This window comes from Pectobacterium colocasium, assembly GCF_020181655.1.
Classification (GTDB): domain Bacteria; phylum Pseudomonadota; class Gammaproteobacteria; order Enterobacterales; family Enterobacteriaceae; genus Pectobacterium; species Pectobacterium colocasium.
The window spans coordinates 3,393,994-3,418,975 of record NZ_CP084032.1; the positions used below are offsets into that span (position 1 = coordinate 3,393,994).

The 24,982-nt window shown below is 51.1% G+C and carries 23 protein-coding genes; 13 read left to right on the forward strand and 10 right to left on the reverse strand.

The genetic code is table 11. The features are described 5' to 3' along the window. Nucleotides 1-2 precede the first annotated feature (2 nt). From lpxH to LCF41_RS15430, 5 genes are all read left to right on the forward strand, one after another. Nucleotides 3-725, forward strand: coding sequence for a UDP-2,3-diacylglucosamine diphosphatase (lpxH, locus tag LCF41_RS15410; protein ID WP_225085347.1), 723 nt, complete (start codon nt 3-5; stop codon nt 723-725). Nucleotides 726-915: 190 nt separating this feature from the next. Beyond that, entirely contained in the window at nt 916-1,425 is a 510-nt protein-coding gene (purE, locus tag LCF41_RS15415) for a 5-(carboxyamino)imidazole ribonucleotide mutase (protein WP_225085348.1), read from the forward strand. Beyond that, nucleotides 1,422-2,492 carry a 5-(carboxyamino)imidazole ribonucleotide synthase gene (purK, locus tag LCF41_RS15420; protein WP_225085349.1) on the forward strand — a complete coding sequence of 357 codons (1,071 nt, stop codon included), beginning with the start codon at nt 1,422-1,424 and terminating at the stop codon, nt 2,490-2,492. Before purE ends, purK begins: the two co-directional genes overlap by 4 nt. Before the next feature lie 532 nt (nt 2,493-3,024). Further along, a complete protein-coding gene (locus LCF41_RS15425) occupies nt 3,025-4,314 on the forward strand; it encodes an HAAAP family serine/threonine permease (protein ID WP_225085350.1) in 1,290 nt (429 codons plus the stop codon). Between the two features lie 65 nt (nt 4,315-4,379). After that, nucleotides 4,380-5,747 (forward strand): L-serine ammonia-lyase, encoded by a 1,368-nt coding sequence (locus LCF41_RS15430; RefSeq protein ID WP_225085351.1) that lies wholly within the window; start codon nt 4,380-4,382, stop codon nt 5,745-5,747. Nucleotides 5,748-5,856: 109 nt separating this feature from the next. On the opposite strand, the gene LCF41_RS15435 is transcribed toward LCF41_RS15430, so the two are convergent. Next, nucleotides 5,857-6,294, reverse strand: coding sequence for a helix-turn-helix domain-containing protein (locus tag LCF41_RS15435; RefSeq protein WP_201879045.1), 438 nt, complete (start codon nt 6,292-6,294; stop codon nt 5,857-5,859). A gap of 381 nt (nt 6,295-6,675) precedes the next feature. Here LCF41_RS15435 and LCF41_RS15440 point away from each other — a divergent pair, with 381 nt between their 5' ends. Beyond that, nucleotides 6,676-7,143 carry a hypothetical protein gene (locus LCF41_RS15440; protein ID WP_225085352.1) on the forward strand — a complete coding sequence of 156 codons (468 nt, stop codon included), beginning with the start codon at nt 6,676-6,678 and terminating at the stop codon, nt 7,141-7,143. A 45-nt stretch (nt 7,144-7,188) separates the two neighbouring features. On the opposite strand, the gene LCF41_RS15445 is transcribed toward LCF41_RS15440, so the two are convergent. From LCF41_RS15445 to LCF41_RS15465, 5 genes are all read right to left on the reverse strand, one after another. Further along, the gene (locus tag LCF41_RS15445) at nt 7,189-7,557 is read right to left on the reverse strand and encodes a YolA family protein (protein ID WP_225085353.1); all 369 of its coding nucleotides are present in this window, start codon (nt 7,555-7,557) and stop codon (nt 7,189-7,191) included. A 102-nt stretch (nt 7,558-7,659) separates the two neighbouring features. Next, complete coding sequence (locus LCF41_RS15450) at nt 7,660-8,853, reverse strand: IS4 family transposase (protein ID WP_225085354.1); 1,194 nt, start codon at nt 8,851-8,853, stop codon at nt 7,660-7,662. 440 nt (nt 8,854-9,293) lie between these two features. Beyond that, on the reverse strand, nt 9,294-10,109 hold the full coding sequence (gene pstB / locus LCF41_RS15455; protein ID WP_180741829.1) for a phosphate ABC transporter ATP-binding protein PstB: 816 nt from the start codon (nt 10,107-10,109) through the stop codon (nt 9,294-9,296). Between the two features lie 15 nt (nt 10,110-10,124). Next, complete coding sequence (gene pstA / locus LCF41_RS15460) at nt 10,125-11,771, reverse strand: phosphate ABC transporter permease PstA (protein WP_225085355.1); 1,647 nt, start codon at nt 11,769-11,771, stop codon at nt 10,125-10,127. Continuing rightward, nucleotides 11,768-13,936, reverse strand: a complete 2,169-nt coding sequence (locus LCF41_RS15465) for an ABC transporter permease subunit (protein ID WP_225085356.1) — start codon at nt 13,934-13,936, stop codon at nt 11,768-11,770. The genes pstA and LCF41_RS15465 overlap by 4 nt, the downstream gene beginning before the upstream one ends. A gap of 217 nt (nt 13,937-14,153) precedes the next feature. Between LCF41_RS15465 and ppk1 the strand changes: the two genes are divergently transcribed. The 4 genes from ppk1 (at nt 14,154) to LCF41_RS15485 (ending at nt 18,629) form a co-directional block, all read left to right on the forward strand. After that, nucleotides 14,154-16,226: a polyphosphate kinase 1 gene (gene ppk1, locus LCF41_RS15470; protein WP_225085357.1), complete on the forward strand. Its 2,073-nt coding sequence runs from the start codon at nt 14,154-14,156 to the stop codon at nt 16,224-16,226. Next, nucleotides 16,226-17,761, forward strand: a complete 1,536-nt coding sequence (ppx, locus tag LCF41_RS15475) for an exopolyphosphatase (RefSeq protein WP_225085358.1) — start codon at nt 16,226-16,228, stop codon at nt 17,759-17,761. Before ppk1 ends, ppx begins: the two co-directional genes overlap by 1 nt. A 230-nt stretch (nt 17,762-17,991) precedes the next feature. After that, nucleotides 17,992-18,180, forward strand: a complete 189-nt coding sequence (locus LCF41_RS15480; protein WP_180741824.1) for a YjfB family protein — start codon at nt 17,992-17,994, stop codon at nt 18,178-18,180. A 233-nt stretch (nt 18,181-18,413) separates the two neighbouring features. Beyond that, nucleotides 18,414-18,629, forward strand: coding sequence for a YfgG family protein (locus LCF41_RS15485; RefSeq protein WP_015841127.1), 216 nt, complete (start codon nt 18,414-18,416; stop codon nt 18,627-18,629). A gap of 214 nt (nt 18,630-18,843) precedes the next feature. On the opposite strand, the gene LCF41_RS15490 is transcribed toward LCF41_RS15485, so the two are convergent. Both LCF41_RS15490 and LCF41_RS15495 read right to left on the reverse strand, forming a co-directional pair. Further along, nucleotides 18,844-19,269, reverse strand: coding sequence for an organic hydroperoxide resistance protein (locus tag LCF41_RS15490; protein WP_137740329.1), 426 nt, complete (start codon nt 19,267-19,269; stop codon nt 18,844-18,846). Between the two features lie 184 nt (nt 19,270-19,453). Further along, nucleotides 19,454-19,903 carry a MarR family winged helix-turn-helix transcriptional regulator gene (locus tag LCF41_RS15495; RefSeq protein ID WP_225085359.1) on the reverse strand — a complete coding sequence of 150 codons (450 nt, stop codon included), beginning with the start codon at nt 19,901-19,903 and terminating at the stop codon, nt 19,454-19,456. Nucleotides 19,904-20,123: 220 nt separating this feature from the next. On the opposite strand from LCF41_RS15495, the gene mgtE reads away from it, so the two are divergent. The 3 genes from mgtE to LCF41_RS15510 all read left to right on the forward strand — a co-directional run bounded on the left by mgtE (nt 20,124) and on the right by LCF41_RS15510 (nt 22,502). Beyond that, nucleotides 20,124-21,602: a magnesium transporter gene (gene mgtE, locus LCF41_RS15500; RefSeq protein ID WP_225085360.1), complete on the forward strand. Its 1,479-nt coding sequence runs from the start codon at nt 20,124-20,126 to the stop codon at nt 21,600-21,602. Nucleotides 21,603-21,717: 115 nt separating this feature from the next. After that, on the forward strand, nt 21,718-21,900 hold the full coding sequence (locus LCF41_RS15505) for a type II toxin-antitoxin system HicA family toxin (RefSeq protein ID WP_039515475.1): 183 nt from the start codon (nt 21,718-21,720) through the stop codon (nt 21,898-21,900). 164 nt (nt 21,901-22,064) lie between these two features. Next, entirely contained in the window at nt 22,065-22,502 is a 438-nt protein-coding gene (locus LCF41_RS15510; protein ID WP_225085361.1) for a type II toxin-antitoxin system HicB family antitoxin, read from the forward strand. Nucleotides 22,503-22,544: 42 nt separating this feature from the next. Here the strand turns inward: LCF41_RS15510 and galK are convergent, their stop codons facing one another. Beyond that, a complete protein-coding gene (galK, locus tag LCF41_RS15515) occupies nt 22,545-23,708 on the reverse strand; it encodes a galactokinase (protein WP_225085362.1) in 1,164 nt (387 codons plus the stop codon). 9 nt (nt 23,709-23,717) lie between these two features. Then, the gene (gene galT / locus LCF41_RS15520; protein WP_225085363.1) at nt 23,718-24,758 is read right to left on the reverse strand and encodes a galactose-1-phosphate uridylyltransferase; all 1,041 of its coding nucleotides are present in this window, start codon (nt 24,756-24,758) and stop codon (nt 23,718-23,720) included. Nucleotides 24,759-24,982 lie beyond the last annotated feature (224 nt).

Consider the following 24,982-nt stretch of genomic DNA (forward strand, 5'->3'; position numbering starts at 1 on the left):
GCATGGCAACGCTGTTCATTGCCGATCTGCATTTAAGTCTTCATGAACCGGCGATTACCGCCGGTTTTCTGCGTTTTTTATGCCATGATGCGATTCATGCCGATGCGCTGTATATTCTTGGCGATCTGTTCGATGCCTGGATTGGTGACGACGATCCCCAGCCGCTGCATGCGACCATTGCTGCGGAACTCTATGCCTTACATCAGCGCGGTATTCCCTGCTATTTCGTACACGGTAACCGTGATTTCCTGATCGGTAAGCGTTTTGCCAGACAAAGCGGAATGACGCTGCTACCAACGGAAACCGTGCTCGACCTCTACGGCCAGAAGATCCTTATTCTGCATGGCGATACGCTGTGTACCGACGATCATCACTACCAACAATTCCGTCGCCGGGTCCACAACCCGTTCATTCAGCGACTCTTCCTGCTATTACCTTTGTCATTACGCGTGAAAATCGCGGCGAAGATGCGGGCGACCAGCCAGCAGGAAAACCAGAAAAAATCGCAGCAGATTATGGATGTCAATCACGACGCCGTGCTTGAACGCCTACGGCATTATCAGGTGAAGACGATGATCCACGGCCACACCCACCGTCCTGCCATTCATCAGGTCGATCTTGGTGAGTCTGATGGCCGCCGCGCGGTTCTGGGAGCCTGGCATGAAGAAGGGTCGATGATTAAGGTCACGCCACAAAATATCGAACTGATTTCCTTCCCATTTTAATGCGTTTCCAGCCATTGACTTAACAGTCTCTCACCTTATTCCCCCAGCATTTCCGCATACGCAACCGTTTTCCTCGCCATAATGGCGTGATATGCTCTACGCCCTCAACGCCAGACCCTCCCTGTCTGGCCGACGCGAACGCGTCACGAACACGTACAATTATAGGTACAACTACAGGAGCGTTACAGGCATGTCATCCAACGTTGCCCCGGCTAAAATTGCCATCGTCATGGGTTCAAAGAGTGACTGGGCCACCATGCAGTTTGCTGCGGAAATCCTCACCACGCTGAACATTCCTTTTCATACCGAAGTCGTTTCCGCACACCGGACGCCAGACAAGCTGTTCAGCTTTGCAGAACAAGCGGTACAGAATGGTTTTGATGTGATTATCGCAGGCGCAGGCGGCGCGGCGCACCTGCCGGGTATGCTGGCAGCGAAAACGCTGGTTCCCGTGCTTGGCGTACCGGTACAAAGCTCAACGCTGAGCGGTGTAGACAGCCTGTATTCTATCGTCCAAATGCCTCGTGGTATTCCGGTTGGCACGTTGGCCATTGGCAAAGCGGGCGCTGCAAATGCGGCGCTGCTGGCCGCACAAATTCTCGCCCTGCACGATCGTGGCATCGCCATCCGACTAGCCGACTGGCGTCAGGCGCAAACCGATGACGTGCTCTCTCATCCCGATCCGCGGGAGGAGGCATGAAACCGGTCTGCGTATTAGGCAATGGTCAGTTGGGCAGAATGCTGCGTCAGGCTGGCGAACCGTTAGGGATCGCCGTTTATCCCGTGGGGCTGGATGCTGAGCCGGAATCGGTGCCGTTTCATAACAGCGTGATTACCGCCGAGATTGAGCGTTGGCCGGAAACCGCCCTCACTCGTGAGTTGGCCGAACACACGGCGTTTGTGAACCGTGATATTTTCCCCCGTCTGGCCGATCGCCTGACGCAAAAGCAACTGCTGGACTCACTGAATCTGGCAACCGCCCCCTGGCAATTGCTGGCCAGTGCCGATGAATGGCCACACGTCTTCGCCTCATTAGGTGAATTGGCTATCGTTAAACGCCGCGTTGGTGGTTACGACGGTCGCGGACAGTGGCGCTTGCGCGACGGCGAACAACAGACGCTGCCCGCTGACTGCTACGGCGAATGCATTGTTGAGCAAGGCATTAATTTTTCCGGCGAAGTCTCGCTGGTTGGCACGCGCAATACGCACGGTAAATGCGTGTTCTATCCGCTCACCCACAACCTGCATCAGGATGGCATTCTGCGCACCAGCGTCGCCTTCCCTCAGCCCGATCCACAGTTGCAACAGCAGGCCGAGCAGATGTTGTCCGCCATTATGAATGCGCTGGGCTATGTAGGCGTGATGGCGATGGAATGCTTTATCGTCGGCGATCGCCTGCTTATTAACGAGCTGGCTCCACGCGTGCACAATAGCGGACACTGGACGCAAAATGGTGCGTCAATCAGCCAGTTTGAGCTGCATCTGCGCGCCATTCTGGATCTGCCGCTGCCGGTACCGGTTGTCGAAACACCGTCGGTGATGGTCAACCTGATCGGCACTGACGTAAATATCGACTGGCTGACACTGCCGTTGGTACATCTGCACTGGTATGAGAAAGCCGTTCGCCCTGGTCGCAAAGTGGGACATCTCAACCTATCGTCGTCGAACGCCGCACAGTTAAGACGCTCGCTGCAATCGCTGGCCCCTCTCTTACCAGAGGAATACCACAGCGGTCTGGCGTGGGCAGAAGAAAAACTCACCGCCTGACGGCCAGGCAACCGTTATCCGGCAGGTTACAGCCTGTCGGATAACCGCCTCGTCTGTTAATCGTCCACGGTGAATAACAACACGATTCGATGCGTGCGCAGGAAGCACACTTGCGATACCGTCTCGTCAAACAGAGAAAAACCATCATTGCGCGTGACATCAGAAAAATTGCGTTTATTATTTCAGCTACCCTTTATTTTATTTATTGCTCATTTTTTATCACCCAGCAATTAAATAAAGTATCAATAACGAGCCGTTAAAAATATTTAAAATAAAGTATCAGGATTGATATTTTAATTTCCGCGGAAATTTATTAAAATATTTCCCGTCAATTCATTTATGTGATCGCCTCAATATTATTCGCTGACCACCACGATATAGAATGCCGCCACAAAACAGTATTGACCTGTTGACATAATTAGCAATATGTCTTGTTCGTTTTTCAAACTCTGTAACGGCAAGTTGCCGGTACTGTAATTTTTATACCCCAGTACGACGGGTATTAATGTGTTCACCGAGGAGAAACCAGTAAATGAGCACAATTCAAGATAGCAGCCAGGTGTTAGAACAGGCTTCAGGATGGCGTAAAAGCGATACCGTCTGGATGCTGGGTCTCTACGGCACAGCCATCGGCGCTGGTGTGTTATTCTTACCTATCAACGCAGGTATTGGCGGTTTAATTCCGTTAATTACCATGGCGCTGATTGCTTTTCCGATGACATATTATTCTCACCGTGCTTTATGCCGTTTTGTATTATCTGGCAAAAAAGGTGGCGAAGATATTACCGAAGTTGTTGAAGAACATTTCGGTGTTGGTGCAGGTAAATTAATCACTTTGCTTTATTTTTTCGCTATTTATCCAATCCTATTAGTTTATAGCGTCGCCATTACCAATACGGTAGATAGCTTTATTACTCACCAATTACATCTGCCTTCTCCACCGCGTGCCGTGCTGTCATTAATATTGATTCTCGGGCTAATGTTTATTGTTCGCTTCGGTGAAGCAATGATCGTTAAGGCAATGAGCATTCTGGTTTATCCTTTTGTTGCCGTGCTGATGTTGCTGGCGTTTTATTTAATTCCAAACTGGAATACCTCTGTTTTTGAAAACATTTCTCTGAGTTCCAGCGTCACGGGCAACGGTCTGTTGGCAACATTATGGCTGGCTATTCCGGTGATGGTTTTCTCCTTCAACCACTCGCCGATCATCTCTTCTTTCGCCGTTGCCAAACGGAAAGAATATGGCGATGACGCAGAGAAAAAATGCTCACGCATTTTGTCTTACAGCCACATCATGATGGTACTGACCGTGATGTTCTTCGTCTTCAGTTGCGTACTGAGCCTGTCTCCGGCTGAGCTGATGGAAGCGAAAACACAGAACATTTCTATTCTGTCCTATCTGGCGAACCACTTTAACAACCCGGTCATGGGCTATTTGGCACCGGTTATTGCCACCATCGCGATCTCTAAATCGTTCCTGGGTCACTATCTGGGGGCGGGCGAAGGCTTTAACGGCATGATCGTGAAAACCCTGCGCAGCAGAGGAAAAACCATTTCCCACACCAAATTGAACCGCATCACTGCGCTGTTCATGCTGGTCACAACCTGGATTGTAGCGACGCTGAACCCAAGCATTCTGGGCATGATCGAAACATTGGGCGGCCCGATTATCGCATGCCTGCTGTTCCTGATGCCGATGTACGCCATTCAGAAAGTCCCGGCAATGAAGAAATACAGCGGCCACATCAGTAACGTCTTTGTCACCCTGATGGGACTGATCGCTATTTCCGCCATCGTTTACAGCCTGCGCGATCTGCTGTAAGCCCCCCACTCGACTTTAACGCCGATACGTTATTTAACTATCGGCGTTTTTTTAAGGAAATCGCTATGGTCAGCGTATTTGATATCTTCAAAATCGGTATCGGCCCGTCCAGTTCTCATACCGTTGGCCCAATGAAAGCGGGCAAAATGTTCACCGACGATCTGGTGAATCGTGGGCTTATCTCATCGGTGACACGCATCGTCGTTGATATTTACGGCTCGCTCTCCCTGACAGGAAAGGGACACCATACCGATATCGCCATCATTATGGGGCTAGCTGGCAACCTGCCAGATAGCGTCAACATCGATAGCATTCCGGCGTTTATTCAACAGGTGAAAGAGACTCAGCGATTACCGATACTCAACGGTCAATATGAGGTCAGTTTCCCTCTGGATACGTCCCTGCGTTTCCAGCCTGAGAACCTGCCACTGCATGAAAACGGTATGACCCTTCGTGCCTACAGCGGACAAGAGCAGGTTTATAGCAAAACGTATTACTCCATCGGGGGTGGATTCGTCGTCGATCAGGAGAACTTCGGCAAACCTAATCTGGCGGAGGAAAGTGCGCCCTATCCGTTCTTTTCTGCCCAGAAGCTACTGCAACATTGCCACGATCACTGCCTGTCGTTATCCGCTATCGTCCTGAAAAACGAGATTGCGATGCATGGTCGGGAAGCGCTTGAGCACTACTTTGCCGACGTGTGGAAAACCATGCAGGACTGTATGCATCGCGGCATGAATACGGAAGGCGTGTTGCCTGGCCCGTTACGCGTTCCCCGCCGGGCATCGGCGCTGCATCGTCTGCTGTTCATCAACGATCGTTTTTCTAACGACCCGATGGATGCGATGGACTGGGTTAACATGTTCGCAATGGCGGTGTCGGAAGAAAATGCGGCAGGCGGACGCGTGGTCACTGCCCCCACTAACGGTGCGTGCGGCATTATTCCCGCCGTGCTGGCCTATTACGATCGCTACGTTCAACCAGTCACCCCAGAATCTTACCTACGCTACTTCCTGGCATCCGGCGCTATCGGCATGCTCTACAAAATGAACGCCTCTATTTCCGGTGCGGAAGTGGGCTGTCAGGGAGAAGTCGGCGTGGCCTGTTCGATGGCCGCGGCCGGTCTGGCTGAGCTACTCGGCGCTAACCCGGAGCAGGTGTGCATCGCGGCAGAAATCGGTATGGAACATAATCTGGGGCTAACGTGCGATCCGGTTGCGGGTCAGGTTCAGGTGCCGTGCATCGAACGCAACGCCATTGCCTCCGTGAAAGCCATCAACGCTGCAAGAATGGCAATGCGCCGCGCCAGCGAGCCACGCGTATCGCTCGATAAGGTGATTGAAACCATGTATGAAACAGGCAAAGACATGAACGCCAAGTACCGTGAAACCTCTCGCGGGGGGTTGGCGATTAAAGTGGTCTTATGCGAATAGCGAATACTAAAGCCGCCTTGCCGCGTTAACTACCAAGCGGCTTAACGCGACAATCAGGGTTCATGCGTAGGGATTTATACATAAGGGTTAATGCATTGGCATTAACCCTTTATTTTTTATCGCTTTCAGGCAGCGACCAGACGATGTTGTTTTCAGCCGCCGCGATATACCAATCTACCGTGCTATTAGCCGGCTTCTTGATATTTTCATGCTTAGTGAGTGATTTGGCAGGAAACGTGGCGGCTTTCTTTCTGATACGCAGCGGCGTCTGTTTTTTCTCACCGCTGATCTGCGCATGGAAGGATTCCACTTCGGCATCGAAAAGCACGCCTTCAATCTGATGCAGACGATTTAACCCACGCAAAATAGAGAGCAGGCTGCTAAGCGTAATAGATTCGCCCATTTCTGCACGCTTGATCGTCGCAATCCCCAGCCCCGCCCGTTCGGCGAGATCGACCTGCGATAGACGTTGCTGAATTCTGGAGTCTTTTATTCTCCGGCACAGTTCGGTAATAATTTCGCCTTCGTTCATGGTACTGAATTTCATCTTACCCGCCACTTGCCAGAGTCAAAAAATTTGCGCGCATTTTATCATCAATTTTTCAAATGGCACGGAAAATTGATGAACGGTATCCATAATTTTTTTATGGTCGATACACACTGACAAGGAGACTACCGTATCTCACTGTCAGTACTGATTGCTTTTAGCTCAAAACATTAATTAATTGAATAATTAAAACCATTAATAAATCACTAAAAAAAATAATCAATTGATTTGTATGATTAAAATAACAATATTGATTTTCGAGTGTGAATAACAAACAAAAACACATAAATTAAGGTAAACTTTATTCCATATTCGTACGATTGCACCGTACGCTGATTCTCTACTATTGAACCTCAATCCCATAGGAAAGGAACTTCCGTAATGAGCATCACGAACCTTAATAGTATCAACTACTCAGTCCCCTCGCTGAACCGTAAGGAATCTGCGGAAAATGCGTTTTCACTCAGTGGCAACACATCAAAGTCAAACCTCCATTCAGTTTCTACTATGACTAATCCCCCTTCCACGACTCAGTCAAGCAAGCGTTATGATTTTTCCAATATGACGCCACAGGAAGCGATTGATGCGACAAGAGAGCTCACCGCCTCCGGCGATATGTCATTTGAAGAAAGTTTGGAAATCGGTATGGCGGCACTACTCATTTTGCACCCTCCTGTTGACGATGTCTCCTCCACCGATCCCAATCGGAAAATCAATTTTATACAAATGCTAAAAAATGGGATAAGCGGTTCGCTATCACGCGGCGAGCACTTACATGCAGAACAGCAAAAAACAGTATTAGATAAACTAGCACAACTTAGTTACACGCCGATTAGCGTAAAGGCATAATGAAAAGCAGGTTCTCTTTTAAGGGAACCTGCTGAGAATGCGGTATTATCGAATATTCAGTGAAGTACTGAGCGTTCTAAAAGGTGCATTAGTCGAAGTAGATTGATAGCGGAAAGGACCTGACTGCATACCATCGCCATTGAAATAAGCCATCCATCCCACATAAGTCGAGCCTACAGGGCATGACTCGGTATAATAACCACCGACGACACAGACGCCATTAACCTGATAGGGACTCTTTTGCGTACCATTCACCCAGCCAAAGCGGTTATTACCATAGCCCACTTCCAGCACTGCAATTCGCAGTTGCGCTCCACCATGATCCTGAGTTGTCGCAAGTTTATTTGGGCCAATATATTCCCAGGCTCCGCCATTCTGTGTTGACGCCACAGCATAGACATAGACAGAACTCAAAGCAGGCGCTGGCGCACGAAGTGGCTTATAGTCCTGAGAAGAGGGTTCATTTGCTGATGTTGGGTTCTCCAGAAGGGCTGAGGGATCCCCACAAAATCATCGCTAATAAACCAGCACCATGCTTCGGTAGGTGCTGGTGAGTTGGGCTAAAATACTCTCCAGTTTCACCCGCCCGATTATTCGCGGTGAATGCCGCAGTACATTTTCCGCCAGTGTCAAAAACGATATCACTCTTCGACTTTTAAGGCTGTTCGCTTGATAATGAAGATGAAGTCCTTTATTTTCAAAATGATATCCTAATAACCAGAGTACAATGGATGCCAGTGTCGCCAGCAGACTCAGCACCCAAAGCCGCTCACCTGTTTTGCTTCCACAGGCGCGTAAGCCAAAGCCAAATCTCTCACTCTTTTCATCCCGAAAGTTTTGTTCAATCTGCATGCGTCTGCTGTAGAGCTTCATGATTTCACGGGGCTTAAATTCCTCTGTGCTGGTAAATATCAGCCACGGCTCTTTGGCTGAGGCTCGTTGCTCTTTTTCTGTTGTGGGATGGCTCGGTTTCCCTTTGCGACGTTGGCTTTTTCGGCCTTTCGGCGTTTTTTTTATAAAGATAAAAATATCCGTTGCATTGCGCTTTTTTGAACGCGCCAGCGTACCTATTCCCAGATATTCCGCAGATGCCGTTTCCTTGCAGTCTTTCACGCTCAGCCAGTTTTCTTTGTCATGATGAAGGCAAAATTTTACGTTTCCCCGGATGCGGCCAATAAAGTCCCACCCCAGTGATTTGATACGCCGAAACCATTCACTCTGGAAGCCCGCGTCGGTGATGATGATGACTTTCGTTTGCGGAGCGATGGCACTGGCAAGCGCGTCAAGAAAGGCATTCTGTATCAGAACATTGTTTTGCTTTTTCGACGGAACAATCTGGCTTATCAAGGGGATAGCACGACCATCACAGACAAGGCTGGCACGCAGGACATGAAATTCCTGAGAGGGATAGCCACTCCAGTCAACGGCAATAGCACACCACGGCATGTTTTTGGTCATCATGGACGTAATCTGATTAAATATTTTCGGAATATCGTTATAAAGCGCAGAATTTCCCAAAAGGCGGTCAACCCGTTTTATTTTATCTTTCACACGAGCCGCACCGGGCAAATGGCGCCCGATACTGGTGAGCGAAAGCGTCGCACCGTTTATCAACGCAGTGGTTGAGTCAATGAGCGCGTTTTGTCGGTATTGATGCGTTGAAGCTAAAGCGTTATGGAAAAAAGTCTGGCATACTTTACGGACAGGCATAGGGTGATCTCATTGAATTTTTTGGCGAAAATCAGTAGATCATAAAACTCTATGCCTGTCTTGTTTTCTGGGGATTCGTCAGCCAGAAGGGGGGAGTCGAATGCTGTAATTACCTCCGCTACTGGCTCTTCCTGAGCCTGAGAATAAACCGGAAACATCACACTAACCAACATACTGAATGCAACACCAATATATATTTTCTTTCTCATCCTGAGTAATTCCATTTAAATACAGCCAATCGCTGCATATAAACTATGAATCAAAATTTTATTTTTTTCAGTAATTAGATCACAAAAAAACAAAAACTTTTAAATTAAAAAACAATAATTAATCGGTTATTTATTTTTATGAAAACTTAAAAATATTCGCAATATCATTACCATTCATAATAAAATGATACGCATAGAAATGATATTGCATTCTATTATTTAAGTACGATTCTAACCAAAGCGACCCGTAATATAATCCTCAGTACGGCGCTGCGTCGGCGAGGTAAACAGATCGTCCGTACGGTTGTACTCAATTAATTTGCCCTGATTGATAAATGCGGTGTAATCCGATACGCGGGCCGCCTGCTGCATGTTGTGCGTCACCAGCACCAGTGTGAAATGCTGCTTTAGCGTTCCCATCAGTTCCTCGACAACTAGCGTCGAAATGGGATCGAGCGCGGAGGTCGGCTCATCCAGCAACAGCACTTCCGGCTCAATCGCGATCGCCCGGGCTATCACCAGGCGCTGCTGCTGCCCGCTGGATAGCGTCAACGCGTTGTCGCTCAGCCGATCCTTGACTTCATGCCACAGCGCCGCCGCCCGCAGCGCCCGTTCAACGGCATCATCCAGAAAGCGGCGATCGCGTAGCCCCTGTAATCTCAGGCCATAAATCACGTTTTCATAGATCGATTTGGGAAACGGATTCGGGCGTTGAAAAACCATGCCGACCCGGCGACGTAACACAGCAACATCCAACTGGGGATCGTTAATAGGCATGCCGTTCAACCAGATATCGCCCTCGGTACGACAGTCGTCCACCAGATCGTTCATACGATTAAAACAGCGTAACAGCGTGGATTTACCACACCCCGACGGCCCAATCAGCGCCGTGACCTGCTTCTTCGGAATACGAATCGAAATATCGTTCAGCGCCTGCTTGTCACCATAGTACAAATTCAGATGTTCCACGGTTAACATCGTCTGTTCATCACTCAGTTGATGAACATCAGGTAACGGTGCCATCTCCTTTTGTGTCATAAATCCCATAACTTCATCCTACTTTCAAAGTGATAACGAACGATATTTCTCACGCAGAACGTGGCGGATTCCAATCGCCGCAAGGTTCAACCCGACGACAATCAACACCAGTAGCAGCGCAGTAATGTATACCAGCGGCCTGGCGGCTTCCACGTCCGGGCTTTGGAACGCCAAATCGTAAATCTGGAATCCCAGATGCATAAATTTTCGCTCAAGATGCAGGTAAGGGAAAATGTCATCAACCGGTAACACCGGCACCGACTTCACCACGCCGACCAACATCAGCGGCGCCGTTTCCCCTGCGGCACGCGCCACGGCGAGGATTAAACCGGTCATCATCGCAGGAACCGCCATCGGCAACACGACGTGCCACAGCGTTTCGGCCTTGGTGGCACCTAACGCCAGTGAGCCGTGACGTACCGACATCGGGATACGTGACAATCCTTCCTCCGTCGCCACAATAACCACCGGCAGCGTCAGCAATGCCAGCGTCAGCGACGCCCACAGCAGCCCCGGCGTACCAAATGTCGGATTTGGCAGCGCTTCAGCATAGAACAGCTGATCCAGCGTGCCACCGATGAGATAAACAAAAAAACCTAATCCAAACACGCCGTAAACAATGGAAGGCACCCCTGCCAGATTGACCACGGCAACCCGCACCCAACGCGTTAGGCTGTTTTTCCCTGCGTATTCATGTAGATAAACCGCCGCGATCACGCCAAGCGGCATCACCACAATAGACATCAGCACCACCATCAAAACGGTGCCAAAGATGGCGGGGAAAAGGTGGCCTGCACTGTTGCTGTCCGGCGAGTAGTGCGCCAGCATATATTTCGCCTGGCTGCCCCAGTGGCTGATTTTTTTCCACAGGTTCATCGCATTCGGATACCAGGCCTGCTCAATGTCCCTGAGCGGGATAAGATGAACGCTGCCGTTCGCATCCCGTAGCTGCACGGTATCGCGATTGATATCCAGATTGAGTGCCGTTAACTGACGCGACAACTCATCGAAGCGGCGTTGCAGCTCAATACGTTCAGCCTGAAGACGAGCCAGCGCCTGATTATCTAACGTTCGAGTCTGCTGCCGCTTTTTCTCCTCCAGCCGTAGCGCTTCAAACTGCTGATTGATCTTCGCCATCTCCCCCATGCGGATGGCCTGCGCCTTCGCGAGCAACCCCTGCACCTGCTCGACACGGTGCTGTAAGGTCGCCGGGAGATCCGTCGCCACCAGCGGCTGTTCGCCCTCCAACATGCCGGCAAGGTAACCATAGGCGGTGCCGTTGTTGGTTCGCTTTAACACCAGAATGTCGGCAGGTTTATCAAAACGGACAATGTCACGTGACAGCAACGAACGAAAACTTTGACCATGAATTTCACGCTGGCCAATCTTAATCAAATAGCGTGTTTCAGTTTCCCCAGACGCAGAGGTTAGACCTGCCTGTACTAACTGCTGAGGTGAAAGCGTCTGCTCGGCATAAATTTCCCCCATTAGCGCGCGCTGCACACCCTGTTCCGGCTGTAGCGTCAGTAGCCAGACAGGCTGCGGCCACAAATAGCGCATGCCCTGCCCCGCCAGCAGCACGATGATTGCCAGCATCGCCAGCAGGCTAATGGAAATGGACGATGCGGTCAGCCACACCCAGGGCCTTCCCGAACGGAACCAGCGCTTCACGCGTTTTCTCCTTCATCACGGTAGCGTTGACGCAAACGCTGCCGGATAGTTTCAGCCAGCGTATTCACAATGAATGTGAAAACAAACAGCGTTAACGCCGTTAAAAACAACACCCGATAGTGACCGCTATTCGTTACGGCTTCCGGCATTTCGATGGCAATATTCGCCGCCAGCGAACGCAAGCCCTGAAGCAGGCCTTCATCCATTATCGGCGTGTTGCCCGTCGCCATAAGCACAATCATGGTTTCCCCCACGGCGCGGCCAAAGCTCAGCATCAGCGCGGCGAAAATCCCGGCACTGGCGGACGGCAGCACGACGCGCCACAGGGTTTGCCACGCCGTCGCGCCCAGCGCCAGCGAGCCCTGACTTAAACGCGCCGGTACGCTGAACAGAGCATCTTCCGCCAGCGAAAAAATCAGCGGAATCAGAGCGAAGCCGAGAGCGACGCCCGCCACCAGCGTATTACGTTGCACAAAGTCATCACCCAGCCACTTGTACAGCGGCTGCCCTAATACCCAGATTTCCATGCGTGGCGCAATCCAACAGCCGACGACAAATGTCAGCAGGATCGTGGGGATAAGGAAGAGTACGTCCCAGCCGACAGGGAAGCGGAGACGCCAGCGCGTCGGCAGGCATTCAATCAGCCAGCCGCAGCCGAGCACCGCCAGCATCCATAAAATCGGCATAACCAGAATGGCGGACAAGTATGTCGCAAAATGCGGAGCCAGCCAGATGGCGGCAATCAAGCCAACGACGACCGTCGGCAGCGCCCCCATGATTTCCAGCGTGGGTTTAATCCAGCGTCGCAGCGTCGGCGACATAAAGCAGGCGGTATAAACCGCTGCAGACAGCGCCAGCGGCGTGGCAAACAGCATGGCGTAGATCGCCGCTTTCATCGTACCCAGCATCAGCGGCATCATACTGAATTTGGCTTGATAACTGTCATCCGCAGACGTGGATTGCCAGATATAGGCAGGCTCCGGGTAATTCTCATACCACAATTTTTGCCACAGCCCGCGCCAGCCGATATCAGGGTACGGGTTATCAACCTGATAGCGATGCCACCCCTGCGCCGTTTCAACCAGCATGGCAGATCCATGCGGCGAAAACGCCAGTCTCTGCGCATGAGCCGGTAACGTCTGCGTCAGCAGCGCATGCGACTGCTTGCTGGCAAACAGCGACAGTTCACCCTGTGCATTCAATGTGGCGAAGACTCGCCGCTGCGCCTCCGTTGCCAACAGCACCGATTTTCCCGCAACGTGCGGAAACTGGCGAATCTCCGTCAGCGTAGCGCCCTTTTCGCCCGGCACCTCAAACCATTGGCTAATCTGCCCGTCAGCAGTCTGTACCAGCAACGACCGCCCGCCGGATAACAGCGCCAGATGCAACGGTTCCGCCAACGGCAATTGCCGCTCTTCCCGCAGCGTCAGCGCGTTTGTTTCCACCTGCCACAGCGTTAATGTGTTGCCGCTGAGCAAATAGACCTGCTGTCCGTCTGGCGTCAGCAGCAGTTGACTCACCGCGCCAGCCGGAAGCGCAATCTGTGCCCGTTGCCGCACGCCATTCTCATCGACATCGGCAATAATCAACGTGTTTTCCTGCCCGATAGCTGCCACAACGGCATGGGTTTCATCCACTGCCGCCACTGCCAAATGACGCAACGGCTGCGCAGGCAACCCAAGCGAATAGGCCTGCTCACCCAGCGGATAAACCCAGACGGGAGAACGGTTTTCCGTACGCGATAACACGGGCTGCACAAAAACCAAACGACCATCAGGCTGGCTCAGGGCGTAAGTCTGTCGATCTCCCTGACTTTGCGCCACTAAACTCAGCGCAGGAATCAGTCGAATGCGCGACATAGGCTGGTTTTCCGCAAACGGAATAAACTCCCCATAGCCCTGACGGTCGATGCGAAACCCAATCAGCCCGTTGTCGCTAAGCCCCAACGCCAGCGACGGTTCCCCTGCGTGGCGCTGCACCGTTTTTTGGCTGTTAACCGTGGGTGAGAGGAACAGTGGCGTCACCACATACAGGAGATAAAAGAAGATTAACAACAGCATAGCCAATACCAGCAGCCCGCTGCCCGCCATAATGCGGTGAACCAAACGATCTACCCACGCTCGTCGACGATCCCGATACTGTGATGTGTTGACTGTTTTTACCATTATTCTCGCCGTTAGAGTGAAGCTGCCAGAGTCGTGTTGTTAACGTATTGCGGGTAGCATATGTTGCCTTTACGCCCATAATATGACAATGGTAAGTCTGTCTATGAATTAGATTTTATCGTCATCAACACGCCATAATGTTGTTGTACCCTATCTCCACAACGGAAGGGTATGAATATTGGATGAACCTTCAGTACATGAGTTGAGCGGAGTGACAATGGGTCAGGACAAACTCTACATAGAGAAAGAACTAAGTTGGTTATCCTTTAATGAGCGAGTACTTCAGGAAGCAGCAGACAAAAGCAATCCGTTAATCGAACGCATGCGCTTTCTGGGCATCTACTCCAGCAACCTTGATGAATTTTATAAAGTCCGTTTTGCCGATTTGAAAAGACGCATTCTGATTAATGAAGAACAAGGTCTGGACGGCAATCTACGGCATCTTTTAGGCAAAATTCAGGCGCGTGTTCTCAAAACCGATCAAATTTTTGACAGCTTGTACAATGAACTGCTGCTGGAGATGGCGCGTAACCAGATTTTTCTGGTCAACGAACGTCAGGTTTCTCCGAATCAGCAAGAGTGGCTGAGAGATTACTTCCGGCAATATCTGCGCCCGCACATCACGCCGATACTGATCTTTGATGAAACCGATCTGGTGGAATTCCTGAAGGACAGTTATACCTATCTTGCCGTCGAGATTATTCGTGGCGATGAGATCAACTACGCCCTGCTGGAAATTCCTTCAGATAAAATACCGCGCTTCGTCAACCTGCCAGCGGAAGCGCCGCGCCGTCGTAAGACCATGATCCTCATCGATAACATTCTGCGCTACTGTCTGGATGATATCTTCAAGGGCTTCTTCGATTATGATGCGCTGAACGCGTACTCCATGAAAATGACGCGCGATGCGGAATACGATCTGGTGACGGAAATGGAATCCAGCCTGCTGGAGCTGATGTCTTCCAGCCTGAAGCAGCGCTTAACCGCCGAGCCGGTGAGATTCGTTTATCAGCGTGACATGCCGGACGCGATGGTTGCCATGCTGCTGGATAAACTGGGCATCTCTTCCTACGATTCCGTCATCCCCGGCGGGCGTTACCATAATTTCAAAGACTTTATCTCTTTCCCGAACGTCGGACGCGCCAATCTGGTCAACAAACCGTTGCCACGTCTGCGACACACCGGATTCAACCATTTCCGCAACGGGTTTGATGCGATCCGTGAGCGCGACGTGCTGCTCTATTATCCGTACCATACCTTCGAGCACGTATTGGAACTGCTGCGACAAGCCTCTTTCGACCCCAATGTGCTGTCCATCAAAATCAATATTTACCGCGTCGCCAAAGACTCGCGCATCATTAACTCAATGATCCATGCGGCGCATAACGGCAAGAAAGTGACGGTGGTGGTCGAACTACAGGCACGCTTTGACGAAGAAGCCAACATCCATTGGGCCAAGCGCCTGACGGAAGCTGGCGTGCACGTGATTTTCTCGGTGCCTGGGTTGAAGATTCACGCCAAGCTGTTCCTGATTTCCCGCCGTGAGGGGGAAAAGATTGTGCGTTACGCGCACATCGGTACCGGTAACTTCAACGAGAAAACCGCCCGCCTGTATACGGACTATTCGCTGCTGACCGCCGACGAACGCATTACCAACGAAGTGCGCCGCGTCTTCAACTTCATTGAAAACCCTTACCGTCCGGTTAGCTTCGAGCATTTGCTGGTGTCGCCGCAAAACTCCCGCGACAAGCTTTACCAACTGATCGACACCGAAATCGAGAACGCGCTGGCGAATCGTGATGCAGGCATTACGCTTAAGGTAAATAATCTGGTGGATAAAGGGCTGGCGGAAAAGCTGTATCAGGCTTCCTCTGCGGGCGTGAAAATTAATCTGCTGGTGCGCGGCATGTGCTCACTGATTCCTAATTTACCGGGGATCAGTGAAAATATTCAGGTCATCAGTATTCTTGACCGCTATCTGGAACACGATCGGGTGTATGTCTTCAACAACGGCGGGGACAAGAAAGTCTATCTTTCTTCCGCAGACTGGATGACACGCAACATTGATTATCGCATTGAAGTCGCCGTGGAAATTCTTGACCCCACGTTGAAAACTCGCGTGCTGGAAACGCTGGATATCCTGTTCAGCGATACGGTGAAAGCCCGTATCGTTGATAAAGAATCGAGCAACCGCTATGTATCCCGCGGTAACAAGCGTAAAGTACGCGCGCAAAATGCCATTTACGACTACATCAAGGCGTTGGAGCAACCTGGAGATAAGCCTGAATAATGCCGTTAACGAACAATGAAAAAACCGAGATGAAGCCGCAAGAATTCGCGGCCATCGACCTGGGTTCCAATAGTTTTCACATGGTGATCGCACGCGTGGTAAACGGTGCGCTTCAGGTATTGGGGCGTTTAAAACAGCGGGTACATCTGGCCGATGGGCTGGACAACAAAAATGTACTCAGCGAAGAGGCCATTCAACGCGGCCTGAGCTGTCTCGCGCTGTTTGCTGAACGCCTGCAAGGCTTCCCCGCCATGAACGTGTCCATCGTCGGCACGCACGCGCTGCGTCAGGCGGTCAACGCGCAGGAATTTTTGCGCCGCGCGGCGGACATCATCCCCTACCCAATAGAGATCATTTCCGGCCACGAAGAAGCCCGTCTGATCTTTATGGGCGTGGAGCATACGCAGCCGGAAAAAGGCCGTAAGCTGGTCATCGATATCGGCGGCGGTTCTACCGAGCTGGTTATCGGTGAAGATTTCGAGCCGATGCTGGTGGAAAGCCGTCGTATGGGTTGCGTCAGCTTTGCACAGCAATTTTTCCCGAACGGTGAAATCAGCGAAGCCAACTTTAAGCGCGCCCGACTGGCTGCGGCGCAAAAGCTGGAGACACTGTCTTGGGAATACCGTATATACGGCTGGAAATTCGCCCTCGGCGCGTCTGGAACGATCAAAGCCACGCACGAAATTCTGGTGGAGATGGGAGAGAAAGACGGCCTGATTACCCCCGAACGGCTGGAAATGCTACGCACGCAGATCTTGCAGTTTAAGCATTTCAAATCACTGAGCCTACCGGGTCTGTCCGAAGATCGTCAGTCGGTGCTGGTGCCCGGTCTGGCTATTCTGTGTGGTATTTTCGATGCGCTGGCGATCAAAGAGCTACGCCTGTCCGATGGCGCGCTGCGTGAAGGCGTGCTGTACGAAATGGAAGGGCGTTTCCGCCATCAGGATATTCGCATCCGTACCGCGCAGAGTCTGGCGACCCATTACAATATCGACCGCGAGCAGGCGCGACGCGTGCGGGAAACCACGCAGCAGCTTTACGCGCAATGGGCACAGCAGAATCCTAATCTGGTACATCCCCAGTTGGAAGCGATCTTAAACTGGGCTTCCATGCTGCATGAGGTCGGGTTGGGCATTAACCATAGCGGTATGCACCGCCATTCCGCCTACATTCTGCAAAATACCAACCTGCCCGGTTTTAATCAGGAACAGCAGCTTGTGCTGTCGATGATCGTGCGGCTGCACCGTAAGGCGATCAAGCTGGAAGAGTTGCCGCGGCTGAACTTGTTCAAAAAGAAACAATATTTGCCGCTGGTACAGCTCCTGCGTCTGGCCACGCTGTTGAACAACCAGCGCCAGGCAACGACAACGCCGGAATCGTTACAGCTGCATACCGATGACAACAACTGGACACTGACGTTCCCACACGATTTCTTTAGCAACAACACGCTGGTACAACTGGATTTGGAACGGGAACAGGAATATTGGCAGGACGTCACCGGCTGGAAGCTGATGATCGAGGAAGAAAAAGCCTGATGACTGAAAATGTTGTCGGGTAATACGCGCATACGCCAAACCGCAGCGTGACGAAAAATTGTGCAATCGGGCTGTCTGATGAAGCCTGGTTAACGTAAAGTTTATAGGGATAGGGCCGATACCAAATTGATGGCTGGCGAGAATTTTCGCTACCATCATACAACCTCGGCGAAAAGGTGTACTTCCTTTTCGTCGGATAGGGCTCCCCACTCAGCTATGAGGAGAGTAAAATGGATGTATCACAGATTGCATCATTCGCCAGTGACCTCAGCACCATGCGTACCAGCAGTGAGGCCAGCGCGCTTATGACGAAAAAAGCGATCGATAATCAAGAAGCTGTCGTTTCCGGTATTCTGAAGGCATTACCACCTCTGCCAGCAAATCCGGCGATTGGGCGTAACGTCAATACCACGGCGTAATTCCCTTGCACTACTCAACCCGCTTACCCGCTGTGGTTTGAGCGGGTTTCTGGTGTATCTTTCATTTCCCTCAGGCTCCCGCCTCTTCGTGCTTACCCCCCTCTTTCTTTGTACCGAACGTGCGAAAACCAAATCAGCCATCATCTTTTTCACTTCGGCAGATTGACCTCTCCTACTGCTTGTGCCTAAATAAACAACAGCGAATGTTCGCTTTCACAGAGGATTCACTGATAATGTCCACACTTATCCACAAACGGCGATTATCGATACGCCCACGACGAAGTGGTTCTCGTATTGCTCGTGCCGTCTTACTCATCAGCTTCATTATTCTTTTAGGCCGTTTTGCTTACTCCACCATCACCGCGTTTGGTCATCATCAAGACAAACAGCAGCAGCGTGCTGAACAATTACTGCTTCCTGCCAACGTACTCGTCAATCAGAAAGAGTAGCGCTTAACCCATCCGCACCTCACATTTTTCCTTTTCCTCATCGGGCTTATTGCTTACGTATTCTTGTGCTCGCTATTTACGTTTACGTCCGCTCCCGTTGCCTATTCAGACGACACCGTACAAATAAAAAAACGGCAGTGCGAATCTTCGCAGCCACCGTTTTCATCAATTAATCGTGTTCATCAATCAATAATAGACTGACGTCAAGCCGGGCTTAGACGATAGTCAGCGTCACGTCGATGTTGCCACGCGTTGCATTGGAGTATGGGCAAACGATATGGGCTTTCTGCACCAGATCTTCAGCCACCGCGCGATCCAAGCCCGGCAGGGAAATTTTCAGTTCGACTTCGATACCAAATCCGGTTGGGATGGCACCGATGCCTACGCTGCCATTTACTGTGGTATCAGCAGGTACGGCGATTTTCTCACGTGCGCCAACAAACTTCATCGCGCCCAGGAAGCAGGCAGAGTAACCCGCGGCAAACAGCTGTTCTGGGTTCGTGCCTTCACCGCCAGCGCCACCCAACTCACGTGGGGTCGTCAATTTAATATCAACCGCGTTATCGGAAGATACTGCACGACCATCACGACCACCCGTGGCCTGAGCATGAGCAACGTATAATACTTTTTCAATAGACATAATGTGACTCCAGATAGTTAGGAATGGCCTAAGAGAGTGTCGATAGAACTCAGGCGTTATTTATATAGTGAAAAATTAAATCGCAAACTACTTATTTACTTAAAAAAAGCGACGCCAACAAGATGCTGCAAGCTAACTGACTGACTGACTGACTTCGCGGTGTACAAACCAACCGCTAACATCGTCAAAGATGTCCGATCAGGCTCTTACGCAGCGTTTCCAAATCTTTTTTGATCGTCTGTAATTGTTCGAGATGACATTCCGTCGCACAAAACACGCTTTCAGGAATCTCTCGCGCCTGTTGCTGAAGTGCTCGACCTGCTTCAGTTAAGCCAACCAGCACCTGGCGTTCATCTTCTGTTCCCCGGTTACGCACCACTAAACCGGCGCTCTGTAAACGTTTGAGCAGCGGTGTCAACGTAGCGGAATCCAGATACAGGCGTTCACCCAACTCAGACACCGTCAAACCATCACGCTCCCACAGCACCAGCATCACCAGATATTGGGGATAGGTCAGGTTCAAGTCAGACAGCAAACGACGATACAGTTTATTCATCGCCAGATTGGCTGAATACAGCGCAAAGCACAGCTGTCCATCCAGTTTGTAAGCGTTGTCATTCATCGTCTCTGCCATCGGTGTTGGTTACGTTTCTTGCACTGACTATATATCGCTAAAAACTAAATAGCAAACGATTTAATAACTCATTAGACGAAGACCACAATAAAAAAACGCCTCAGGACACCATCACCCTGCTTTTCAGACTGCGATTCGCCAGTAATCCTATTCTTAATCCACTGATTTTGCGCTACGTTTAATAAAATACGGACAAAAAACAGATCGAGCATAAAACATTATGTCGAGTGTAAAAAAACTTACCGACCTCCGGCGCCGCATCTCCCTTCTGCTGTTGGAAAACAAGGAACTGGTTGAAGACATTATCAACCGGCAGCCGCGCGTGACAGAGCGCGATGGCGCACCGTTAAGCGACAGCGACGTATTAAGTAACAACATCGGGCTGCGTGAAAAAAGCATTCTGCTCGACCAAACCGCAGAAATCAGCGAGCTTATCATCGGGCTGCATGCCGCTGACCTTGCCGATTTACTGGAGTCTTTACCGCAGGATGAACGTCTGGCGCTCTGGCGACTGATCCCCATAGAGAAGCGCGGTCGCGTGTTGATTGAGGCCTCAGACAGCATTTCCGACGACCTGATCGGCGATATGCAGGATAAAGAAATACTGAGAGCCGTTCGAATACTGGATGTCGATGAACAGGCCCAGCTCTCTCGCCTCGTTCCTCGTCACCTGTTGGGCAGAATACTGACCTCGCTTGAGCCGAAGCAGCGTGCGCAGCTACGCGCCGCCATCAATTATGATGAAGACTGCCTCGGGCACATGATGGATTTCAAACTCATCACCGTGCGCGCCGACGTCACGCTCGCAGCCGTACAGCGCTACCTGCGCTACCGCAAAGCCATCCCCGAATCGACCGACAAACTGTTCGTTACCGATCGCAAGAACACGCTGATCGGTGAGCTGTCGCTGGCCAGTATTCTGCTTCACGCACCTCAGACAAGGGTTAATGACGTCATGGACGATCAGCCATTGAGGTTTCAGCCTGAAGATAAAGTCGAAGAAGCCGCGGGGGCGTTTGAACGTTACGATTTAATTTCCAGCGCCGTGGTCGATAGCAAAGGAAAACTCATGGGACGCCTGACGATTGAGGATATCCTCGACGTCGTGAACCGGGAAAGCGACAGCAATCTGCGGCGTTCAGGGGGGTTGACGCCCTCTGAAGATGTTTATGCTCCCGTGTATAAATCGTTCCGCAATCGCTGGGCATGGCTGGCCGTCAATCTTTGTACGGCGCTCATCGCCTCGCGGGTCATTGGCCTGTTTGAGCACACATTATCTCATTTGGTGGCGCTGGCGACGCTGATGCCGATTGTCGCGGGAATTGGCGGGAATACCGGCAACCAGACGATCACCATGATTGTGCGTGCACTGGCGCTGCATCAGCTTGAACATGGTAAAAAATCGTACCTGCTGCTCAAAGAGCTCGGCGTCGCACTGGTTAACGGGGTGATATGGGGCACGATTATGGGCGTGGTGACCTTCCTGCTCTACGGCAGCGCCGCTATGGGTGGCGTAATGATGCTGGCGATTCTGCTAAATTTATTGCTCGCCGCGCTAATGGGCGTTGCGATCCCACTGATCATGATGAAACTCGGCCGCGATCCGGCCATCGGCTCCAGCGTAATGATTACCGCCATTACCGATACCGGCGGTTTCTTTATCTTTCTTGGGCTGGCAACCCTGTTTCTGCTGCCTTGATAAAAGCACTTAAGTTAACACCTGTGTTTCATTAAGAAACATATAAGTTGTCATTTTATACAAATAAGTTAATGTAGCTATAGGGTGAAAACTGAGCAACATGGCGGGATGCCAAATGAAATACTCTGAATTCAGACGCTGGCTTCTGCAACAAGGAGCAGAATTGACTAAAGCATCAGGAGGTGGGAGCCACCTTAAAGTTAAATTAAACGGAAAAGCATCCGTTCTGCCTTTTCATGGCGCAAAAGAAATACCTGAGCCTCTTCGTAAGAAAATCATGAAAGATTTGGGACTATGATACTTAAGGCTTACCAGCCAATTTGGCTTTTTTATATACCAAAATTTCTGTAAATTCAGCGAATTGGTTAGAAGAACCACTAATATGATTAAGTTGATACCACTATAATCTATGTAAGTGCGATTCTCGTTACATAGGGGGAAACCCCATTTAGAGGTAAAAGTATGTTCAACTATCCCGTAAAACTGGAACTCGACGAAGTAACCGGACAATACGTGGTTTCTTGCCGCGATTTGCCATTAATGAATTCGGTTGGTGACTCCGTTGACTCAGCCCTTCTGGAATCTGTTGACGGAATTGTTACCGCCATAGCCATCGAAATTGAAGAACGCCGCCCTGTTCCTTACGCTAGCGCGCCAATAGCAGGAGAGCACGTTGTCACGATCCCAGTATTAGTGACGATGAAGGCAGCATTACATAATGCAATGATTGAAACAGGAACGCGCAAAGCTGAACTTGCCAGACGGTTAGGCCAAAAAGGTCCGCAAATCGATCGCCTTTTGGACGTTGAACATTCATCAAAAGTTGAAACGATAGAGCTAGCTCTGCGCCAGCTTAACCGTGATGTTAATGTCTCTATTTCCCCACAAGTTCGACAATAAACTGAAAAGGTGAGGTTCCCCTCACCTTTCCCCAGCCAGAACTTAGCTTACGCGCCTGGCACCGCCGGATGCCTGACACAGATAGATGGACGGCTGAAGCCCGGTGCGCGCCGGATATTCACGTTCAATCACCTGTTTGACTTCGTCAGTCAGCGCTGAAGGGATAAGGGCGACAATGCAGCCGCCGAAACCACCGCCAGTCATGCGCACACCGCCCCGCTCGCCGACATAATCCTGAATCAGCGCGACCAGTGTATCGATCGGCGGCACGGTGATTTCAAAATCCTCGCGCATGGAGACATGGGATTCCGCCATCAGCGTAAACAAACGGTGAGCATCCTGACGCGCCAGCGCATCAGCCGCTTCCAGCGTACGGCGGTTCTCGGTAATAACATGTCGCGCACGGCGTACCGCTACCGGATCCAGCCCCTCGATTCCCGCTTCAAACTGCGACAGTGAAACATCACGCAGCGCTTTAACGTTAAAGTGACGCGCTGCCGCTTCACACTGCTGGCGACGCGTGTTGTATTCGCTGTCCACCAACCCACGACGCACGTTAGAGTTCACGATCAGAACATCAACGCCGTCGAGCATACGCACCGCGCGTCCCTCCAGAGAGCGGCAGTCGATCAACATCGCCTGCCCCGCACGCCCTTGAGCGGAAATAAACTGATCCATAATGCCGCAGCTACAGCCGACAAAATCGTTTTCCGCCTGCTGCCCGTTTAACGCAATATCCAACTGGCTGATGTCCAGATTATTCAGCTCTTTGAACGTCTGCCCGATCGCCACTTCCAGCGAGGCTGATGAGCTTAGCCCTGCGCCAGAAGGCACATTGCCGGAAACCACCATATCCATGCCGCTGAGCGGCAGGCCGCGCGCCAGCAAAAATTTCACCGTGCCGCGGATATAGTTAGCCCAGATATATTCTGGATGAGGCACGATCGCGTTGGCGAGATCGAATTCATCCTGCTGGTTGTCAAAATCCACCGCCACCACCCGTACGATACCATCCTGACGTACCGCCGCGCTGACTACCGTTTGGTAATCGATAGCACAAGGCAAGACAAAACCATCGTTATAGTCGGTGTGCTCACCAATCAGGTTGACCCGGCCGGGAGCCTGAATAGCCGCGTGCGGCGCATAGCCAAATAATCGGACAAAAACAGACTCGGTTAACTGACGTAGAGAATCAATACGGCTCATAAAATGACCTCAAATTTGCTCACGAAAATGGATATCACTCACGCTGCGTAAACGTTCAGCGGCCTGCTCTGCCGTCAGATCACGCTGTGCTTCGGCCAGCATTTCATAGCCAACCATAAATTTGCGCACGCTGGCGGAACGTAATAGCGGAGGATAAAAATGGGCATGCAGTTGCCAGTGCGCAATGTCGCCATCTTTAAATGGCGCGCCATGCCACCCCATCGAGTAGGGAAATGAACACTGGAACAGGTTGTCGTAACGGCTGGTCAGCTTTTTCAGGAGCAGCGCCAGATCGTCACGCTGAACGTCATTCAACTGTGGCAACCGCTGTACGGCGAACTTGGGCAGGACCAGCGTTTCAAACGGCCACGACGCCCAATAAGGGACAACCGCTAGCCAATGATCTGTTTCCACCACGATGCGCGAGCCGTCAGCCTGTTCGCGGCGAACGTAGTCCAGCAGTAACGGCGAACCATGACGTAAGAAATAGACGCGCTGCTGATCATCTTCACGCTGTACTTCATTCGGCAGGAAGTCATTAGCCCAAACCTGCCCGTGCGGATGGGGATTCGAGCACCCCATCATCGTTCCTTTATTCTCAAAAACCTGAACCCACGGATACCGCTTGCCCAGTTCCTCGGTTTGATCGCTCCACGTATCAATCACCACTTTCAGCGCTGGCAGCGAAAGTTGCGGCAGGCTTTTACTGTGATCGGGAGAAAAACAAATGACGCGGCCGATACCACGGGCCTGCTGAACGCGGAAAAGCTCGTCGTCACCCGACGGTGCATCCGGCGTCTCTTCCATCAGTGCCGAGAAGTCATTCGTAAAAACAAAGGTGCCCTGATAGTGCGGGTTGATATCGCCAGTAATGCGTTTGTTGCCCGCACACAGGTAGCAGGTCGGATCGTAAGACGGCGGCGTGGAACGATCCGGTTCATCCTGCTGTCCCTGCCAGGGGCGCTTCGCGCGATGTGGCGAAACCAGAATCCACTCACCTTTCAGCGGATTGAAACGACGATGCGGATGTTCAGTTGGCTCAAACTGCATAAGCTATTCCTCAATACAAAACACAAATTCGGTACAACGGCGTCACCATCCGCGGCCAATTGTATGGCGCTAACAGCCCGTCAGCGGCCTGGAAGAGGCATCCGGCCAGCCGGTAAACACAGCCAGAAAAACCCCTAAATGTAATCAGTTTCACTATATATTATGGATAAAATAGCTGTAAAAAAGCCGAATACCGATAGTTCGCTATCGTTTAGCCATCACAT

Excerpts from the sequence above, each read along its gene's own strand:
- lpxH (WP_225085347.1), top strand. The coding sequence starts at position 3 with ATGGCAACGCTGTTCATTGCCGATCTGCATTTAAGTCTTCATGAACCG.
- purE (WP_225085348.1), top strand. The coding sequence starts at position 916 with ATGTCATCCAACGTTGCCCCGGCTAAAATTGCCATCGTCATGGGTTCA.
- purK (WP_225085349.1), top strand. The coding sequence starts at position 1,422 with ATGAAACCGGTCTGCGTATTAGGCAATGGTCAGTTGGGCAGAATGCTG.
- LCF41_RS15425 (WP_225085350.1), top strand. The coding sequence starts at position 3,025 with ATGAGCACAATTCAAGATAGCAGCCAGGTGTTAGAACAGGCTTCAGGA.
- LCF41_RS15430 (WP_225085351.1), top strand. The coding sequence starts at position 4,380 with ATGGTCAGCGTATTTGATATCTTCAAAATCGGTATCGGCCCGTCCAGT.
- LCF41_RS15435 (WP_201879045.1), bottom strand. The coding sequence starts at position 6,294 with ATGAAATTCAGTACCATGAACGAAGGCGAAATTATTACCGAACTGTGC.
- LCF41_RS15440 (WP_225085352.1), top strand. The coding sequence starts at position 6,676 with ATGAGCATCACGAACCTTAATAGTATCAACTACTCAGTCCCCTCGCTG.
- LCF41_RS15450 (WP_225085354.1), bottom strand. The coding sequence starts at position 8,853 with ATGCCTGTCCGTAAAGTATGCCAGACTTTTTTCCATAACGCTTTAGCT.
- pstB (WP_180741829.1), bottom strand. The coding sequence starts at position 10,109 with ATGGGATTTATGACACAAAAGGAGATGGCACCGTTACCTGATGTTCAT.
- LCF41_RS15465 (WP_225085356.1), bottom strand. The coding sequence starts at position 13,936 with ATGGTAAAAACAGTCAACACATCACAGTATCGGGATCGTCGACGAGCG.
- ppk1 (WP_225085357.1), top strand. The coding sequence starts at position 14,154 with ATGGGTCAGGACAAACTCTACATAGAGAAAGAACTAAGTTGGTTATCC.
- ppx (WP_225085358.1), top strand. The coding sequence starts at position 16,226 with ATGCCGTTAACGAACAATGAAAAAACCGAGATGAAGCCGCAAGAATTC.
- LCF41_RS15480 (WP_180741824.1), top strand. The coding sequence starts at position 17,992 with ATGGATGTATCACAGATTGCATCATTCGCCAGTGACCTCAGCACCATG.
- LCF41_RS15485 (WP_015841127.1), top strand. The coding sequence starts at position 18,414 with ATGTCCACACTTATCCACAAACGGCGATTATCGATACGCCCACGACGA.
- LCF41_RS15490 (WP_137740329.1), bottom strand. The coding sequence starts at position 19,269 with ATGTCTATTGAAAAAGTATTATACGTTGCTCATGCTCAGGCCACGGGT.
- LCF41_RS15495 (WP_225085359.1), bottom strand. The coding sequence starts at position 19,903 with ATGGCAGAGACGATGAATGACAACGCTTACAAACTGGATGGACAGCTG.
- mgtE (WP_225085360.1), top strand. The coding sequence starts at position 20,124 with ATGTCGAGTGTAAAAAAACTTACCGACCTCCGGCGCCGCATCTCCCTT.
- LCF41_RS15505 (WP_039515475.1), top strand. The coding sequence starts at position 21,718 with ATGAAATACTCTGAATTCAGACGCTGGCTTCTGCAACAAGGAGCAGAA.
- LCF41_RS15510 (WP_225085361.1), top strand. The coding sequence starts at position 22,065 with ATGTTCAACTATCCCGTAAAACTGGAACTCGACGAAGTAACCGGACAA.
- galK (WP_225085362.1), bottom strand. The coding sequence starts at position 23,708 with ATGAGCCGTATTGATTCTCTACGTCAGTTAACCGAGTCTGTTTTTGTC.
- galT (WP_225085363.1), bottom strand. The coding sequence starts at position 24,758 with ATGCAGTTTGAGCCAACTGAACATCCGCATCGTCGTTTCAATCCGCTG.